13 protein-coding genes are annotated in these 17,352 nt (G+C 47.9%); 8 read left to right on the forward strand and 5 right to left on the reverse strand.

The genetic code is table 11. The features are described 5' to 3' along the window. The first annotated feature begins 21 nt into the window (after positions 1-21). Positions 22-2,322 (forward strand): S9 family peptidase, encoded by a 2,301-nt coding sequence (locus AB8S08_RS10740; protein ID WP_369742726.1) that lies wholly within the window; start codon positions 22-24, stop codon positions 2,320-2,322. A gap of 7 nt (positions 2,323-2,329) precedes the next feature. Here AB8S08_RS10740 and AB8S08_RS10745 read toward each other — a convergent pair whose 3' ends face one another. Then, the gene (locus AB8S08_RS10745) at positions 2,330-3,073 is read right to left on the reverse strand and encodes a SprT family zinc-dependent metalloprotease (protein ID WP_313933372.1); all 744 of its coding nucleotides are present in this window, start codon (positions 3,071-3,073) and stop codon (positions 2,330-2,332) included. Positions 3,074-3,204: 131 nt separating this feature from the next. Here AB8S08_RS10745 and gorA point away from each other — a divergent pair, with 131 nt between their 5' ends. Continuing rightward, on the forward strand, positions 3,205-4,560 hold the full coding sequence (gorA, locus tag AB8S08_RS10750; RefSeq protein ID WP_369742727.1) for a glutathione-disulfide reductase: 1,356 nt from the start codon (positions 3,205-3,207) through the stop codon (positions 4,558-4,560). A gap of 51 nt (positions 4,561-4,611) precedes the next feature. Here gorA and AB8S08_RS10755 read toward each other — a convergent pair whose 3' ends face one another. After that, a complete protein-coding gene (locus AB8S08_RS10755; RefSeq protein WP_153827077.1) occupies positions 4,612-5,283 on the reverse strand; it encodes a DNA-3-methyladenine glycosylase I in 672 nt (223 codons plus the stop codon). A 110-nt stretch (positions 5,284-5,393) separates the two neighbouring features. Here AB8S08_RS10755 and AB8S08_RS10760 point away from each other — a divergent pair, with 110 nt between their 5' ends. Next, positions 5,394-6,974, forward strand: a complete 1,581-nt coding sequence (locus tag AB8S08_RS10760) for a serine hydrolase domain-containing protein (protein WP_369742728.1) — start codon at positions 5,394-5,396, stop codon at positions 6,972-6,974. Positions 6,975-7,037: 63 nt separating this feature from the next. Here AB8S08_RS10760 and AB8S08_RS10765 read toward each other — a convergent pair whose 3' ends face one another. After that, positions 7,038-9,194, reverse strand: a complete 2,157-nt coding sequence (locus tag AB8S08_RS10765; protein ID WP_369742729.1) for a S46 family peptidase — start codon at positions 9,192-9,194, stop codon at positions 7,038-7,040. A gap of 499 nt (positions 9,195-9,693) precedes the next feature. On the opposite strand from AB8S08_RS10765, the gene rnk reads away from it, so the two are divergent. Further along, positions 9,694-10,086, forward strand: a complete 393-nt coding sequence (gene rnk, locus AB8S08_RS10770) for a nucleoside diphosphate kinase regulator (protein ID WP_110075486.1) — start codon at positions 9,694-9,696, stop codon at positions 10,084-10,086. 88 nt (positions 10,087-10,174) lie between these two features. Here the strand turns inward: rnk and AB8S08_RS10775 are convergent, their stop codons facing one another. Beyond that, a complete protein-coding gene (locus AB8S08_RS10775) occupies positions 10,175-12,706 on the reverse strand; it encodes an ExeM/NucH family extracellular endonuclease (RefSeq protein ID WP_369742730.1) in 2,532 nt (843 codons plus the stop codon). A 137-nt stretch (positions 12,707-12,843) separates the two neighbouring features. On the opposite strand from AB8S08_RS10775, the gene AB8S08_RS10780 reads away from it, so the two are divergent. Then, complete coding sequence (locus AB8S08_RS10780; protein WP_219968233.1) at positions 12,844-13,248, forward strand: DUF488 domain-containing protein; 405 nt, start codon at positions 12,844-12,846, stop codon at positions 13,246-13,248. 109 nt (positions 13,249-13,357) lie between these two features. Further along, positions 13,358-14,053 (forward strand): 2OG-Fe(II) oxygenase, encoded by a 696-nt coding sequence (locus AB8S08_RS10785; protein WP_369742731.1) that lies wholly within the window; start codon positions 13,358-13,360, stop codon positions 14,051-14,053. 19 nt (positions 14,054-14,072) lie between these two features. Here AB8S08_RS10785 and AB8S08_RS10790 read toward each other — a convergent pair whose 3' ends face one another. After that, entirely contained in the window at positions 14,073-14,516 is a 444-nt protein-coding gene (locus AB8S08_RS10790) for an OsmC family protein (protein ID WP_153826879.1), read from the reverse strand. A gap of 70 nt (positions 14,517-14,586) precedes the next feature. Between AB8S08_RS10790 and AB8S08_RS10795 the strand changes: the two genes are divergently transcribed. Then, on the forward strand, positions 14,587-16,266 hold the full coding sequence (locus AB8S08_RS10795) for an NAD-dependent malic enzyme (protein ID WP_369742732.1): 1,680 nt from the start codon (positions 14,587-14,589) through the stop codon (positions 16,264-16,266). A 166-nt stretch (positions 16,267-16,432) separates the two neighbouring features. Beyond that, positions 16,433-17,344, forward strand: a complete 912-nt coding sequence (locus tag AB8S08_RS10800) for a hypothetical protein (RefSeq protein ID WP_369742733.1) — start codon at positions 16,433-16,435, stop codon at positions 17,342-17,344. Positions 17,345-17,352: the final 8 nt, after the last annotated feature.

Genomic DNA, 17,352 nt, shown 5'->3' on the forward strand with positions numbered 1-17,352 from the left:
TAACAATAACAGGAAGTCCGTATGACACATAGCAGTTCTCGTGCTTGGATACGCCACGGCGTCATCGCATTAACCAGTATATTTATTGCTGCCGGCTGTAGCTCCTTACCAAGCGATAGCACTCAACCAGCCCCGGTTGTTGCTACCCAATCTGGCGCGCAAATTCAGTTTGAGCGGCTATATAACAGTTCTGACTATGCAGCTCGTGGCGTCGGCCCTACTCGTTGGTTAGCCGACGGCAGTGGTTACACGGTGCTTGAAAATGCCACCGATGGGGGTCAAGATTTAGTTCGATACCATCCTGAAACCCAACAACGCACCCTGCTTGTTGCAGCTGCAGATTTGCGCCCTAGTACCGACGCAGAACCTCTTAGCATTGCTGATTACAGCTGGTCTGAAGATGGCCAAAAGCTGCTCATCTTCACCAACACCAAACGCTCATGGCGCACTCATACGTTGGGCGATTATTGGGTGTTTGATTTAAAGACCAAGCAGTTACAGCAGCTTGGAGGTAACGCTGAGCCATCAACACTGCAATTCGCTAAGTTTGACCCACAAGCTAAGCGGGTGGCCTACGTGATGAAGAATAATATTTACGTTGAAGAACTTGCTAGCAAACGGATTACGGCTTTAACCAAAGACGGCAATGATACTATCGTTAACGGCACCTTTGATTGGGTCAATGAAGAAGAATTCTTTTTACGTGATGGTTTTCGTTGGAGCCCGGATGGTCAATCCATCGCCTACTGGCAGTTAGATACCGCCGGTACTCCCTTATTTACCATGATCAACAATACTGATAGCTTGTATCCCACACTGAAGCAATTTCCCTACCCCAAGGTGGGTGAAACCAATGCCGCCATGCGTATAGGGGTGATGCCTGCTAGCGGCGGTAACACCACTTGGATGAATGTACCAGGTGATCCACGCCAACATTATTTAGTCCGCATGCAGTGGGCTGGTAATAGTGATTCACTATTAATTCAACAATTAACTCGGTCACAAGCAGTTAATACTGTTTTTCTCGCCAATGCTAACAGCGGTGCCGTCCAGAAGCTGCTGGATGAAACCACAGAAAGCTGGGCTGAATATGTAGACGATGTGCAATTTATTGATGAAGGCTCTGCATTTACGTGGCTAAGTGAGCGTAGTGGTTTCCGTCATCTTTATGTCGTACAACGTGACACGGGTAGACTTCGTACCATCACTCGCGGTCAGTGGGATGTTATTGAAGTGCTGCAAATTAATCCAGCTAGTGGCTGGGTCTACTTTATTGCGTCTCCTGACACCCCATTAGAGCGCTATTTATTCCGCGCCAGCTTAGACGGCAGTGGTAAACTTGAGCGCCTTACACCTGCTCAGCCTGGCACCCACAGCTATCAACTTTCAGCGGATGCGAACTACGCGGTGCACACTTTTTCAGATATCGACACCATGCCGGTCGTGGATATGATCAAGCTGCCTGAACACCAATCGCTGCGTATTATCAAAGACAATCAGAGCGCTCAGCAAAACTTCGACCAACTGCAGCGCGGTGACTTTGAGTTCTTTCAAGTTGCCGCCCAAGATGGCTTGCTGCTCGATGGCTTCTTAATCAAGCCGGCAGATTTTGATCCAAGCAAAAAATATCCAATTTTGTTCTATGTCTATGGTGAGCCGTGGGGCCAAACCGTAAGCAATAGTTGGGGTGGCGAACGCTTTTTATTCCACAACTATTTAGCTCAACAAGGTTACTTAGTTGCTTCTATTGATAACCGCGGAACCCGCTCACCGCGAGGCTACGAGTGGCGGCGTTCGATTTATCAACAACTAGGAGTAGTCACTGTACGCGATCAGCACGATGCCTTACAAGCGATGCTCGAACGTTGGTCTTTTATTGATGCTGACCGCGTTGGTATCTGGGGTCACAGTGGTGGTGGGTCGCAAACCTTGAATGCGTTATTCCGCTACCCAGAATCCTACCACCTGGGGATGGCGTTAGCGCCAGTCCCTGATTTAACTTTGTATGACACTATTTATCAGGAACGTTACTCTGGTCTCCTACCCGAGGCAGCGGCAAGCTATCGTGAAACATCCGCCCTCACTCATGCAGCTAATTTACAAGGAAAACTCTTATTAGTGCATGGTACCGGCGATGACAACGTGCATTTTCAAGGCAGCGAACGCCTCGTTAATGAACTGATTAAGCATGGTAAACAATTTGACTATTTTGCTTATCCAAATCGCTCGCATGGTATCTACGAAGGTGCTGGTACCACCTTACATTTACGCACCATGATGGCTGAGTTTTTACAAGAGCACCTGCCCGCTGGAGCTCGCTAGCTTGGTGCTACTCAGCATCGCTGTAGTCTAAATAGTGGTTGTGCATAAGCGTACTACCGTAAGTGCGCAACCATTGTTCGGCTTCTTGGTAGCTTGCTGAATGTTTTGCCACCAACTGCCAGAATGCCTTGCTGTGATTAAATTCTTGCAGATGGCACAGTTCATGAATCACGACATTGGTCACGACCCATGCTGGTGCCATCCACAACCGCCAACTAAAGCGTAGCTGATGCTGCCGCGTACAATGCCCCCATTTACTGGTAAAATCACCAACCGACCAACCTTTTGGCTGCAGGCCATGCTCAGCCGGCCAGTGTGCAAAAAAATCGTCTAACCATTGCAGTGCCTGTCGTTGATACCATGCGATAACAGTACGTCGGGGCTCCTGCTGCGAATTACTGCGCGCAGTTACCGTCACAAATAATTCGCGCCCATAGCGCTCACAGGTTTTACGCCCAGCTTGGCTTACTTTGAGCTGCAGCGGTTGCCCCAACCAGCGCAGGCGCTCACCCGACTGCCACAGGCGTGGCGCTAGCCCTTGCAGTTGCTGTTGCTGGCGCTCAACGTGCTCAGCAATCCAGGTTGCTTTCGCCTGCACCAAGCGGTTTATTTCAGCGTCGCTGACCCGCTGCGGCGCCCGCACCTGTACCTGCCCATGTACCACTTTGATTGCGATAGAACGGCGTTTTTTGCTACGCACTAATTGGTAGCTGGGCAGTTTTTGTGTTGCTGGTAACGACTGAACTGACACGAGATTACGTAATTCCTTGTTAAGGAGTGAATTGCTGTACGCCTTGCATTGCACCTTGCCACAATTTCAGCGATCATAGCATTCATTTGTATCATTAAAGCAGCAATCTTGCATGAATTAGGAGTACCCGCATGACTCGACATTACGATTACCTTGCCATCGGCGCCGGCAGTGGCGGCATAGCTTCAGCCAACCGTGCCGCTATTCGCGGTGCTAAAGCCGCTGTTATCGAAGCGAAAGCCGTAGGTGGCACTTGTGTTAACGTAGGCTGTGTACCGAAAAAAGTCATGTGGTATGGCGCCCATATCGCCGAAGCCCTCAAATATAGCTCAGCCTATGGCTTTGATGTGAAGCAGCAAGGTTTTGACTGGCAAACCCTAGTGACTAATCGCGAAGCCTACATCGAGCGTATTCATGGCGGCTACCAACGTGGTTTTGCGAGCAATGGGGTCGACTTCATTGAAGGCTTTGCTACCTTTGTCGATGCCAACACCGTTGAGGTAAATGGTGAGCGTATTACTGCAGACCATATCACCATCGCCGTTGGCGGAAGACCGCTTATTCCAGCCATTGAAGGCGCTGAACATGGGATAGATTCAGACGGCTTTTTTGCCTTAACAGAACGCCCTAAAAAAGCCGTGGTCGTTGGTGCTGGCTATATTGCCGTTGAAATTGCCGGAGTCTTACACGCCCTTGGAAGTGACGCTCATTTGTTAGTGCGTGGCGATCGTCCTTTGCGCTACTTTGATAAAGATATTACCGATGCCTTGTTAGAGCGCATGCAACAAGATCAACTGCAATTACACACGGGTTGTATTGTCGCTAAAGTTGAAAAGCAAGCCGATGGTTTGCTCACGGTGCATTGCGAAGACGGCCGTCAGTTAGCTGATGTCGATTGTTTAATTTGGGCCATCGGACGTGTTCCGGCAACCGATAAGATTAACTTAGCTGCCGCTGGAGTTAACGCCGATGAGCAGGGTTTTATTCGTACCGATAAATATCAAAATACCAATGTTCCTGGTATCTACGCCGTTGGTGATATTACTGGCGAAGCCCAACTCACGCCTGTCGCCATTAAAGCCGGGCGGCTGCTAGCGGAGCGGCTGTTTAATCCTGATTTATCTGATGCCCACATGGATTACAGCCAAATACCAACCATCGTCTTTAGTCACCCTCCAATTGGTACGGTTGGGCTTACTGAAGCCGAAGCGCGTGAAGTACATGGTGATGATATTACTGTCTATCGTTCACAATTTGCCGCTATGTATAACGCCATTACCCCACATCGGGCACTCAGTACTTTTAAGCTTATCTGTGTAGGTAAAGAGCAGCGCGTCATCGGTATTCATGGTATTGGCGAAGGCATGGACGAGATCTTACAGGGCTTTGCCGTGGCGATGAAAATGGGCGCAACCAAAGCTGATTTTGATGCTACTGTCGCTCTGCACCCAACCAGTGCTGAAGAGTTTGTTACTATGAGGGGTTAATGCAGAACAACCGCGAGGCCAGTGGATACTCCCCTGGCCTCACTTCAACGATTAGCCCCGCACATCAATACTCATCGACAGAATTCGCGATAGATGACTATAAGGTAATCCAGTAGCCTCATGCCATTGATTAAACCAATGCTGTATTTGGGCCGCGCCACGTTTACTGTAAGGCGATGCATCCAGTAACCGATGATTTTTCAACGCGGTCAGGTTATCGGGAGTAAGAATATACCCATCCCACCCCACTCGTCTGAGCACATGCTGGGCCGCAGTGCCACCTAAACGGGCACCATGTTGCTTCAAATATGCAAGTAACAGATGCTGTTCGGCGCTCGGCCAGTTTGCTAGAAACTGACCAAAGCTGCCATGCTGCTCCGCTATGTCGACTAACATCCGCGCATTTACCGGTACCGTGGCGATTTTCTGTGGATTGCGCACGATACGCTCATCTTGTGCAAGTGCATCGAGGCGCTCTGGCGGCACCTGCTGCCAATAAAGCGGCAAAAAGCCGGCAAAAGCCTCCTCGAAGCCCGCCCATTTTCGCTCAATAACTTGCCATGCAAAGCCCGCTCGAAACACACAACGCGTGATTTCTGCAAGATAATCATTATCAGACCTAGCAACTAATTGCTCAGCAGTTGCTACCTTTGGCAATCGCTGCTGCACTAGTGGTTTACCGTGCCGCTTTACGGCCTGTTCGTAAAAGTAAGTAAAGTTCATTGGTTTTTCTGCAAAGTTAGCTAATCTAGCTGTTAAGTTGACTCTTTTGCTATCAGCATTAGGATAAACTATCACACTCACTTTCTAACAATAACTAAAGAGTCTGTGTTATGCGTAAACTGCTGCAAGTTTTCATTGCTGTGGCGCTGTTGGTTGCTGCGAGTACTCCCGCCCAAGCAAACAACCTTGATGGTATCTGGCGCGCCAAATTAGAAGTGCAACCAGGAGTTGCTATCACCCTCGGCTTAACCATACGAGATAATCAGTTATATTACGATAGTCCTAACCAAGGTGCGTTTGATATTAAGCCTACTCGCACCAACCTATCCGCTACCAGTGTCAGTTTTGCTGATGACCGTGCCAGCCTGAGTTTTACCGGCAACCTTGTGAATGGCAACCTTAGCGGGCAATTTAAACAAGGCCGAAATTACGACATCACCTTTTATAAGCTAACCGGTGATGCTATCAATCGCTTGAACTTTGAAGGTGCCTATCGGGGCAATCTCGCGATTGATGAGGAGACGCAACTGCCGTTGGTGCTTCATGTTGCAGTGCTCGCTGAAGGTTATCTCGCTACCTTAGATAGTCCGCGCCAGCAAAGTTATGGTATCCCCGTCAGCAATTTACAGATCAGTGATGAGGCCCTACAATTCAACTCGCCAATGCTGCAAGCTAGTTATCGCGGTAGCGCCATTCGTGGTGGTTACCAAGGCGAATTTAAACAGGGTGCGACCTTACCGCTTACCCTCCTAAAAAATGTGGCTGCCAACAATCAAGATTATCAGCAACCAAGTTTTGGAGAGCAAGGCGGAGCTGCTGCTATCGTCACCGCTAGTGGCTTCAAACCTACTTTCTACGGCAATCACAACGCGACCACCTTGTACGAAATAGGCTCGGTGAGCAAAACCATGGTGAGCTACTTATTGGCAGATGCCATTGCTAGCGATAGCGTACAAGCTAAGACCAAATTACAGAGTATTTTTAGCCAAGCACCCAGTACTATCACGCTAGAACAACTGGCAACCCACACCAGCGGCTTGCCAAGGCTGCCAGCGAATCTTTTTGATGGTGCTGCGGCAACCAATCCATATGCCCACTACGGTCTGACTGAATTAACCGAAGCTTTAGCTGAGGTAGAACTCACGGATGGCAGCCATCTCTATTCGAACTTTGCTTATGGTGTGCTGGCCGAAGCTATTGCGAAGCGGCAACAAACCAGCTTAGCTGTCTTGCTTAAGCAAGTCTTATTTACCCCAGCTGGCATGACTCACGCTCAATTAGCCTTAGCCGATAGCCCACCCGCGTTAAACCTAGCGCAGGGCCATAATAGCTTGGGCCAGGTAGTACCGCACTGGACTTTCCAGAGCTTAGCTGGGGCCGGAGCAGTACTGGCAACGGTCGAAGACATGAGCCGCTATGTGCAATTTTTAATGGCTAAATCTGCCAACCAAGACCCTATCGTAATGAACTTACTACAACCACGCCTGCAGCAAAGTAGCTGTTGTGCGCAAGCACTAGGGTGGATGATAAGTTACGACGACGAACAGCGCCCTTATGCTTGGCACAATGGCCAAACTGGTGGCTTTAGTAGTTTTGTGGGCTTTTATCTAGATGGTTCTAAAGGCGTGGTAGTACTGAATAACCAAGCCACCTCAGTGAATGAACAAGCACTACAACTGTTAACTCATTAAACCCTTATGGGGGATAAAAAAACGGGCCAGAAAGGCCCGTTTTTATTAGCTATAACAAGGTGATTATTTCACCCCAAGCTCACGCAATAGTTCATCTGCGCCGTCTACTTTTTCCATTTGCCAAAGCATGAAGCGAGAATCCACTTGAATAGAGCGAGTATTGTCTAGATTGAAATCCCAATCAGAAATAATCGAATCAAGCGTTCCATCAAAGGCGAGACCAACTAATTCTGCTTTATCGTTTAATACCGCAGAGCCTGAGTTACCGCCAGTAATATCAAGGGTTGCTAGGTAATTCACCGGTACCGAGTCTAAGCTCTTAACATAGTAATCACCGTAGTCTTTTGCCTTGATCTTGTCTAATTGCGCTTGTGGCGCATTAAACTCGCCCTCACCAGTAGCTTTATCGGCAATCCCACGTAAGGTAGTGAAGGCAGTCCACGCAGTACCATCATGAGTTCCATGGTCACGTCCTGTCACATTACCGTAGGTGACCCGCAAGGTGCTGTTCGCATCTGGATAAACAGCTTTACCTTGCGCCTTCATAAAGGCGATTTTTGCTTTCATGTAGTTTGCGTAAGCTTGCTGAACCTTACCTGCGTGCTCTTCGGCTTCTGCTTCTTGCTCACGGTCGTAATCCCACATAGCTACAGCCGCTTTAATGAAAGGATCAGAGCTCTGCGCAAACTGCTCAGGACTTTGCTCTAACAAGGCAGCCCGAGCCTTACCATCAGTAAACAAGGTACTGGCATACCAGCTGTCGATTAAGGCATGTAAATCGTTGGTGCTCATATTATCAGTAATGCCCATAGCGGCATCAAACTGAGCATCGCGCTCGGTCTTAGGTAGCGCAACGTAACGTGCTAAAAAGTGCTTATCTAAGGCTTTTTCAACGCTCACATCAAAACTACGATCTAAGCCTGCAACGAAGGCACGGTAGCGTGGTAAATCACGCTCTTGGAATCCGGCTTTACGTTCCGCATTAGGCTTGGTTTGCTCGTTACTCAAACGATACAGAGCTTTGGCCATACCCAATAAACGTGGTGTAGCCACATCTAACGTATAACTCTTGCGACCTTCGTCCTGGGCCTTTTTCAAAAGAGCTTCAATGGCCTCTAAATCAGCGGCATAAGCAGCACGATTCTTCTTATTGCTATTAACCCACTCTTTTAACGCTGTATGCTCAGCTTGCTTGCGCTCTAATAAATCGCTTTCTGCATAGCTATCGAGCATGCCTTGACGGTTCTTCATGTAGTTATTCAAACCCGCCACACGGCTTGCGTATTTCAGTTCAGCGTCTTTGTTGTCCGCAGTTTGCTCAGCAATGATGTCTAACGTTTCTTTAAAGCGACTAACCGTATTCGGGTAGCTCCATTCAAAGGTATCTAGCACTTCAGATGGCAGACGATGACGGTTAGTGCGGCCTGGATAGCCCAATGCCATCACGAAGTCACCTTCTTGCAGTGGCTTTTTAGCTAACTTGATATGAAATTCTGGCTGATAAGGCACGTTATCTTCTGAATATTCAGCTGATTTACCTTCAGGGCTAACATAAGCACGATAGAAGCTGTAATCACCAGTGTGGCGCGGCCACATCCAGTTGTCAGTATCGCCACCAAATTTGCCCACCCCTTCGGCTGGAGCATGAACTAAGCGTACATCTTTAATTTCTAATTGCTTAATGAGATAAAACTCTAAACCACCGTAGTAAGAAGCGACCGTACAGCGGTGTCCTTCGTCAGCTTCACAGGCTGCTACTAAAGCTTTTTGGTTGGCCTCAATGGCATTAATACGAGCTTGACCAGTAAGCTTAGCCGTAGCTTTATCAATGATCTTATCAGTAACATTATCAACAGCTTTGGTCACATAAATACGGCTACCAGGAGCTGCCGCTACTTCGTCACTAAGAGTTTTAGCTAAGAAACCATTGGCAAGAAGATCGTTTTCTGGAGTTGAGTTGTAAGCAATGCTGTTATAAACACAGTGATGGTTAGTCGCCACTAATCCCTGCGGGCTTACAAAAGATGCTGAACATCCCCCCAAACTTACGATAGCTCCCATCGGGAACTCAGTCAGCTGCGTCAACTCTTTAGGATCTAGTTTTAAGCCAGCTGCTTTTAACTGCTTAGCGATGTCAGGTAGTTGTTGCGGCATCCACATGCCTTCGTCAGCTAGCGCCGGAGCACTTAACAATGCTAACGCAATAAGTGTTTTTTTCATGATATTGCTGCCATGTCTCTTGGTCTGTTGAAGTTGATATTTAATAAATAAGCCAGCTTGGCCTATCAATTAAATATGTAGTTAGTTAAGTCTTCTTAAATAAAGCTAAATTATCAGCTATAGGTTTCCCAATCATTCGCTGCTAGCGCGTTAAAGTCAATTATGAAATGTAACCAAGATTGTCGCAGCAGCCTTAATATCGACTCAGTCACAGGTTTATCTCAAGGTGATTGACGATTGCCTGTATTTAATCAATACTTAGGACATGTTCAAATCAAACTTTCGCATAATGAGCACCACGCTCACCTTTCCTAAGTTGGCCGGACGCAAGCAGCGCCCGGCACGAACTCGATTGTCCTTTTCGTAATATATTCGCAAGATAGTTTCATAGCTTAGTTATTTAACCCTTTCGTAGTTGATTAATACAAACATAGACACTGTTACATCTTAACTTGTTAGCTTCTAACAAGATTTTTTAAGCTGTCAGTTGGAGTAGATCATGCAAAACAAACCAGACATTATTTTAAGTGCGGCCGATGTCGCCACCATTGAACGGTATATTGAAAAAATGCCACACGCCAACGAGCAAGTGTTAGCGCTAGAAGACGAATTAGCTCGCGCTAAAGTGGTGAAGCATCAAGATTTGCCTAGCGATGTCATCGCCATGGGTTCGCGCGTTACTTTTAGAATTGCAGAGTTGAACAAAGAGTTTTCCAAAACGCTGTGTTATCCAGAGCAGCTAGCCAATCATGAGGATGGAATTTCGATTTTCGCACCCGTTGGCAGTGCACTGATAGGTTTGCGCGTGGGCCAAAGTATTGATTGGCCGCTCAATGGGAGCGTACGTCATGTGGAGATCATTGCGGTCAGCCCTGCCCCTGTTGCTGCTTAACAAGCTACTGTAAACCCAAATATAAAAGGCGCCTGAGTTATCCTCAGGCGCCTTTTTAAGTTGTCGTTAACTGAATCCGTGGGAGCGCTTAGGCGCGGCGACGGAAACCTGCCATTAACAGGGCAACTAAACCAAACCACAGTGGGAACGAGCTGCTAGTAGTAGCATGATCGATGTTCACATGCTCTTCTTCTGGCGTTTCCGCACCTGGATCTTCTATGTCTGGGTCAGTACCGCCATCGTCATCTGGGTTAGACTCAACCGTGGTAAAGGCAACGATAACTGGATCGTGGTCAGAGCTACGATACGGGTCTTCGTTATAGTATTGAGTATCTAATGGGATATCTTTGTACTCAAGGTTGTAGTCGAATACCTTAGGTTCGTCAGCATTGATGTGCCAAGCTTGAGCTGCAACAACTTTCGCAGTCATAGCTTCTGAACCGAACGCGTGGTCTAGACTACCTGACTCATCACGATACCAGTAAGTATGAGTAGCTTGACCTTCTTCTGCAAAGGCTGCCTTCAGGTTAGTAAAGCCACCTTCAACCATTGCAGTGATTGGGTCTTCCATGGTGTAAGCATTCATGTCGCCCATCACGATAACGTCTTCGTCAGTACGTCCAGTTGGGTGACCTGCTAACCACTCTTGTAACTTCTCTACTGCCGCTACGCGAGTCGCATTCCAGCAACCTTGGCCATCGCCAGTGTCTTTGTCACCATCAGCAGCGCTGCTGCTACAGCTTCCTTTAGAGCGTAAGTGCGCTACTACGAAAGTAAATTCATCTTCGTTCACTAAGTCTTTAAAGGTTTGTGCTACTGGAGGACGGCTACCGTAATCAAACGGTACCTGGGTGGTGAATACGCCAGTACCGGTTTCAGCAACACGGTCTGTACGGTAAATAATAGCGTTAGTAATAGCATCGCCACCGATAATACCTGAGCCGCCAACGTTAACGAAGGCCCACTCAGAGTCACCAGCGTCGTTAAGTGCTGCAACTAACTGCACCAACATGCTGTTTTCACCATTACCGTCATTTTCTAACTCAATTAAACCAACCACATCGGCTTGTAAGCCCAGGATGGCAGCAACTGCTTTAGGTAATTGACGATCGTATTCAAGAATATTGTTCGCGCCACGCTCGGTCGGGAAGCCACCGCCTTGGCCGTCACCGTTAAACAAGTTCAACAGGTTGAAGACAGCCACGCGCACGTCACCCATTTCTGCTGCTGCCGGAGCAGTAGTACGTGGGTTGACATCAACAAATTGTAAATCTTGAGTTGGTAACAAACGATACTCGTCAAACGAGTAGTGCATGATACCTTGTGGATTGGTGATTTCTGTACCTAAACGCAAGGTGTTATCGGCACTTAAACCGCCTGGAGGGAAAGGCACGTCGGTAGCATTAGTTACGCTGCGAGCGTCATCAATGCGGAACACACGCGCAGCTTTGGCAGCAGCGACCGCTTTAGCTGGTTCACCAGGTGCGGCAATTTCAGTAGGTGTCATAAGGCGCTCATCGGCCACTTTAAATTCACCGTACTGGCCTAATTGGTCGGTACCAGTCACTACTACTGGGTGTTGCACTTGTACCAACATACCTTCAAAACGCTCAAATTCGTCGCGTGAAGTAAGTGGCAGTTCTAATGCAGCTGGAGTCACATTTTGGCCTTCAGCACAAACAACCATGTTGCTGATGTTTGATAATTGAGTGCCATTAAAGTATTCAGCTACTTCACCTTGTATCCGTACTAATTGACCCGCAACTGGAGCATAAGTATCGGTTGGTGAATAAACGAAAATACCTTCTGAGCTGTTTGGATCATCGTCTTGATGAGCATCTTCTTCTTGCAAGAAGAAACCGTTTAACGGACGCTCGCCTGACTTATACACACCAGTCACAACCGCTTCTACGATAACAATTTGGCCCACTAAAGGTGAGGCACCAGTAGCTTCAGATAAAGCGTTGCCTTGAATAGCTGAAATACGGTGGGCGCTGTCGCCACACACACCAAACTCAGTTGGTTCTGGTTCTGGCTCCGGCTCTGGCTCTGGATCGCTACCAGCATAACCAGCGTGCGAACCTAAACCGTCAAAAGTATCCTGAGCAAAGGCATCCCATTCGACCGCTGGGTCAAAGGCATCTTCAAAGTTGCTATCACCAGTCATCACCGCATCTTTACGGCGCAAGGTCATATTTACTGTACTAACGTCACCGCTTTCCCACGCTGTGCCTGGGTCTTCACCTAATTTGCCGAAGCTATCAACAATCACGTCGCCTTTAACCAACGCCCAACCGTCATCACCGTTGTGGCTAATGGCTGAAGTTTCAATATCAGCATAACCTTTCAACGTAGCGTTGGCTGATGAATGCACTAGTACATAAGTTGATTTAGCTGCAAGGCTACCGCTTAACGCAATGTTTGCCGGTTCGAGGCCGCCATTAGAAAAACGTTGCAAAGTGTACTGACTTAAGTCAACTGCGGCATCGGTGGTATTAAAGAGTTCAATCGCTTTATTGTTCGAAGAACCTTCGATATATTCAGAAATGATAATGTCTGCACTAGCTGCGCTACTGGCCAAAAGCGCCGTAAGTGCAAGAGCAATATTGTGACGTTTCATAGTCTAATCTCTTGTTGTTGTGTAAGCCTAGAGTGTAGGGTCTTGTACTATAACCCAGAACGATTAACATTTTAATGACTTTTTGTGACAAACGGGTGACAAGATTGCAGATTAATGACGCTATAAAGTTAAAAAGAGTGTATGACGCGGCTCAGAGCGACGATGGTAAACGAGTGTTAGCTGATCGACTTTGGCCACGGGGCCTTAGCAAAACTAAAGCTCAGATTGATCTTTGGTGTCAGGCAGTTTGCCCCTCAACCAAGCTACGACAGCAATATCATCGCGGTGAATTGAGTTATGCTGAATTCGTACCCGCTTATCAAGCCGAGTTAGCAGAGTTAGATCAACCCTTATTGGAACTCATGCGCATGATTCGGCAAGGGCCTATTACTTTGCTCAGTGCTGTTAAAGACCTGCAGCAATCCCACCTGCCGGTGTTGCAACATGAGCTAATTCAGCGTTTACATGCCGAAGATGCAGCAGCTAGCGATGAACCAAGCTCCCCCGTTTGCTACGGTAAGCAATTTAATCATTGGGATTAACAGCCGCAGCGCATCCTGCTAAGCTCAAGCCATTCAAAAAGCTGGCTATGAGCCATTTATGGACTACCCACATAGGTAGGCATCCACACTATTACTGCTGGAGCATGCTGTGACGACTGATTTTATTGAAGTGTATGATAACGCGCTATCTGCTGAGTTTTGCCAAAACTTTATTGACACTTTTGAGCAGAGCCCGCACCTCACGACCGGTCGCACTGGCGGTGGGGTGGATACCAACAAGAAAATCAGTGAAGACCTCTATCTTAACCAACATCAAGAGTACGCCGCACCACTGGCCACCATCTGTGATGTCACGACTCGTTATGCGCTTGAGTATTTCAAAAAATATCACTTTGCGTTGATTGCGCCGGTAGGTCTCCAAGTTCGCCACCCTAACACCGGTGAACCGGTTCATCTAACCCACGAAAATTTTAATGAAGTTGCGGCCGGACAAGAGTTGGCCTTTATGCAGTTGCTGTATCGACTAGGCCCAATTCAAGCGCAAAAGTACGCGCAAGGGCGCGGCAATTATAATTACTGGCATTGTGAGGTTTTTCCAGAAAAGAACAGTACCGAAGCGCTGCATCGCACCTTGTTATTCATGTTTTATTTGAATGATGTAGAACAAGGCGGAAGCACCGATTTTTATTACCAGCAACGCTCTATCCAACCCAAACAGGGACGGATGGTGATAGCCCCCGGATACTTTACACATACCCACCGCGGCACTGTGCCTGTTTCTAATGATAAATACATTCTCACCAGTTGGATTTTATTGAATCAGGGCAACCGTATTTTTCCTTAACGGTTGCCCACAGGCGTGATTAAGTGTTAAGAACTTGACCATCGCTGTCTAACACAGTGACTGCAACATCAATACCACTGCGTACGCTTTGAGTAACCACACAGAAATCTTCAAACTGTTCCAGCACCCGCTCCAGTTTGTCGATACTGGCAGCTGGTTGCCCCAAATGTAGCTCTACCGCTAAGTTAGTGATGCGCCAACGACCATCAACTCGTTCTGGATCGCCACTTACACGCGCCCAAACTTGGCCTGGGTCACCTTTAAACTTGCGAATAGCAAACATTAAACTCGCCGCTAGACAGTTCGCCACAGCAGTGGCTAACAACTGACTTGGACCTGGGCCCTCACCATGCCCAACGGGCTCATGCTCATCCGTTACCATCTGCCCAAACTCACCGAAGTCAATTTCAAACTTGTAGTTCTCGATTAACTGAAGTTTTATATCAATTGCTGGATTTGCCATGCCGTACTCCTATTTTTCTGCAATAATAGTGCGTCGTAACTAATACCCCTTCGTGCAAGGAGAATGATTCATGAAGAATCCGTTGTATATTCCCTATGCAGGCCCCAACCTGTTAGAAACCCCATTGCTCAACAAGGGGAGTGCTTTTACACGCGACGAGCGTGCCGCCTTTAATCTAACCGGGCTACTGCCGCCACGATACGAAACGATTGAAGAACAAGTAAAGCGTTGTTACCTGCAGTATTCAAGTTTTGATACTGCCATCAACAAACATATTTATTTGCGGGCCATTCAAGATAACAACGAAACTCTTTTCTACCGCTTGCTCACCGATAATCTCGAAGAGATGATGCCGATTATCTACACCCCTACTGTAGGTGATGCGTGTGAACAATTCTCTGATATTTATCGTTCTTCGCGCGGATTATTTATCTCTTACGAAGAACAAGATCAAATGGACGACATTTTACGCAATGCCACCAAACGTAAAGTTAAGGTGATTGTCGTTACCGATGGCGAGCGGATTCTCGGCTTAGGTGACCAAGGCATTGGCGGCATGGGTATTCCCATTGGTAAATTAAGTTTGTACACCGCCTGTGGTGGTATCAGCCCGGCCTATACCTTGCCAGTTTGTTTAGATGTGGGTACCAACAACGAAAAGCTCCTAAACGATCCTATGTACATGGGCGCTCGGCATAAGCGTATTGACCAAGCTGACTACGACGCTTTTATAGAGCGCTTCATGCATGCCGTGAAACGACGTTGGCCTGAAGCCATGATCCAGTTTGAAGATTTTGCCCAGCCCAATGCTATGCCTATTTTGCGTAAGTACCGCAACGAAGTCTGCTGCTTTAACGACGATATTCAGGGTACGGCGGCGGTCACTGTTGGTACTTTGTTGGCGGCCTGTAAAGCTAAAAACGTGCGCCTACGTGATCAAAAAGTGGCCTTTGTGGGTGCGGGTTCTGCCGGGTGTGGTATCGCTGAGCAAATCATTCAGCAAATGGTTGCCGAAGGCCTCACTGATGCCCAAGCGCGCCAGCAAATCTTTATGGTCGACCGGTTTGGTCTATTAACCGAAGGTATGGCCGATTTACGCGACTTTCAGCAGGCCCTAGCGCAGCCGCTTAACCAATTACAAGACTGGCAACATAGCGGTGATTACGCCTCCTTGTTGGATGTGATGCATTGTGCCCAACCTGGCATTTTGATTGGCGTATCGGGTCAACCGGGGCTGTTTACTGAGCAGGTGATTCGTGCCATGCAGCAATACACTGAGCAGCCAATTATTTTTCCGCTGTCTAATCCATCCCGGCAGATCGAGGCACATCCAGCCCATGTCATTGAATGGACTGACGGACAAGCTATTATTGCCACCGGTAGCCCGTTTGAGCCCGTTACTTACAAAGGTAAGCAATATCCTATTGCGCAGTGTAACAACAGCTATATTTTCCCGGGGATTGGTCTCGGTGTGTTGGCGGTGAAAGCTCGCATCATCAGTGATGAGATGTTAATGGCCGCCAGTAATACGCTGGCAGCTCATTCACCAAGGGTTACCGGCGAGGGTGATTGCCTATTACCTGGCTTAACTGCCATTGCCGAGTTAAGCAAGGCAATAGCTTTTGCGGTTGCTAAAGTGGCCCAAGCGCAAGGCTTAGCCTTAGAGATCAGCGACGAGCAACTGCAGCAGAAAATTGATGCCAATTTCTGGACCCCGCAATACCGTCAATATAAACGTGTAAGTATTTAATGAAGACGCTGGCATCGTTACCATAATCCTTGTATCTTCAAAGGCATCTATTAGCTGGAGAAGATACATGCGACGGCTGGGGCGATGCCTTTTTTTTAGTTTGCTGTGCAGTGTTGGGCTGGGGTGCTCAAGCACAGCTGCGCAACCAGCAGAGCAAGCCAAACAGGTGGAGCAAACAGAACAAGCCGAGCAGACCGAGCAAGCCGACGACCCAGCCTTGGTTGATAAATTTCGCGAAGGTTTAACCTACTCAGTCAACGCTTCCGCGCGTTGGCTAGACTCGTTTTTTACCGATGAAATCAACCCAGCAGATTACAACACCGCCAGTGGTAGCCTGACGCTAACCCCAGAGTGGGATGAATACGATGGCTTTTCGATTGATTCTAGTTTTCGCGCTAAAGTGGTTTTCCCTCATGCCAAACGTCGTTTTTCTGCCATTATCGGACGTGGTGACTTCGATGATTTTATTAACGATACCCAACAAACACGCCCCTCGGTGATTCGGCGTGACCAAGCCGACGAAGAATGGATGCTTGGGCTTGGCTTTGATCCCTATATTGAAGACCATCACAGCTTATCTTTTGGCGCTGGTATCCGCGGCGGAATTAATCTAGATCCTTACGTAAGAGCTCGCTATCGTTACGAAACCATTGCCGATGAAAATACCGAATACCGACTGCAATCCGTTGCTTTTTGGCGCGATAGTGATGGTTTTGGCGTAGCACAAACCGTCACTGTTGATACCGCGCTCACAGACCCATGGTTCAACAAGGCGTGGGTACGCGGCACCTTTGCCGAACGCACTGAAGGCGTACGTTGGCATGCGTCAGAAAAAATCTATTACATGTACCATCACGAGCGCGCCATCGGTGCTGAAATTTGGTGGTATGGCGAAACCGGACATCAAGTTCCACTGCAAGATGTCGGGCTACGCGCCATCCATCGTAGTCGCTACTCACGCGATTGGCTGTATTTTCAAACTTGGGTAGGTGTCCATTGGCCGCGCGAAGTTGTTACCGAAACACGACAACCACGCTGGCTAGTTGGCTTTGAAATCGAGATGCTATTTGGTAACTAAAACACGAC

Origin of the sequence: Pseudidiomarina sp. PP-1MA, assembly GCF_041200125.1 — a bacterium.
GTDB lineage: Bacteria > Pseudomonadota > Gammaproteobacteria > Enterobacterales > Alteromonadaceae > Pseudidiomarina > Pseudidiomarina fusca.

What these genes read in the sequence shown, in the direction of transcription:
- AB8S08_RS10740 (WP_369742726.1), top strand. Translation starts at nt 22, where the DNA reads ATGACACATAGCAGTTCTCGTGCTTGGATACGCCACGGCGTCATCGCA.
- gorA (WP_369742727.1), top strand. Translation starts at nt 3,205, where the DNA reads ATGACTCGACATTACGATTACCTTGCCATCGGCGCCGGCAGTGGCGGC.
- AB8S08_RS10755 (WP_153827077.1), bottom strand. Translation starts at nt 5,283, where the DNA reads ATGAACTTTACTTACTTTTACGAACAGGCCGTAAAGCGGCACGGTAAA.
- AB8S08_RS10760 (WP_369742728.1), top strand. Translation starts at nt 5,394, where the DNA reads ATGCGTAAACTGCTGCAAGTTTTCATTGCTGTGGCGCTGTTGGTTGCT.
- AB8S08_RS10765 (WP_369742729.1), bottom strand. Translation starts at nt 9,194, where the DNA reads ATGAAAAAAACACTTATTGCGTTAGCATTGTTAAGTGCTCCGGCGCTA.
- rnk (WP_110075486.1), top strand. Translation starts at nt 9,694, where the DNA reads ATGCAAAACAAACCAGACATTATTTTAAGTGCGGCCGATGTCGCCACC.
- AB8S08_RS10775 (WP_369742730.1), bottom strand. Translation starts at nt 12,706, where the DNA reads ATGAAACGTCACAATATTGCTCTTGCACTTACGGCGCTTTTGGCCAGT.
- AB8S08_RS10790 (WP_153826879.1), bottom strand. Translation starts at nt 14,516, where the DNA reads ATGGCAAATCCAGCAATTGATATAAAACTTCAGTTAATCGAGAACTAC.
- AB8S08_RS10795 (WP_369742732.1), top strand. Translation starts at nt 14,587, where the DNA reads ATGAAGAATCCGTTGTATATTCCCTATGCAGGCCCCAACCTGTTAGAA.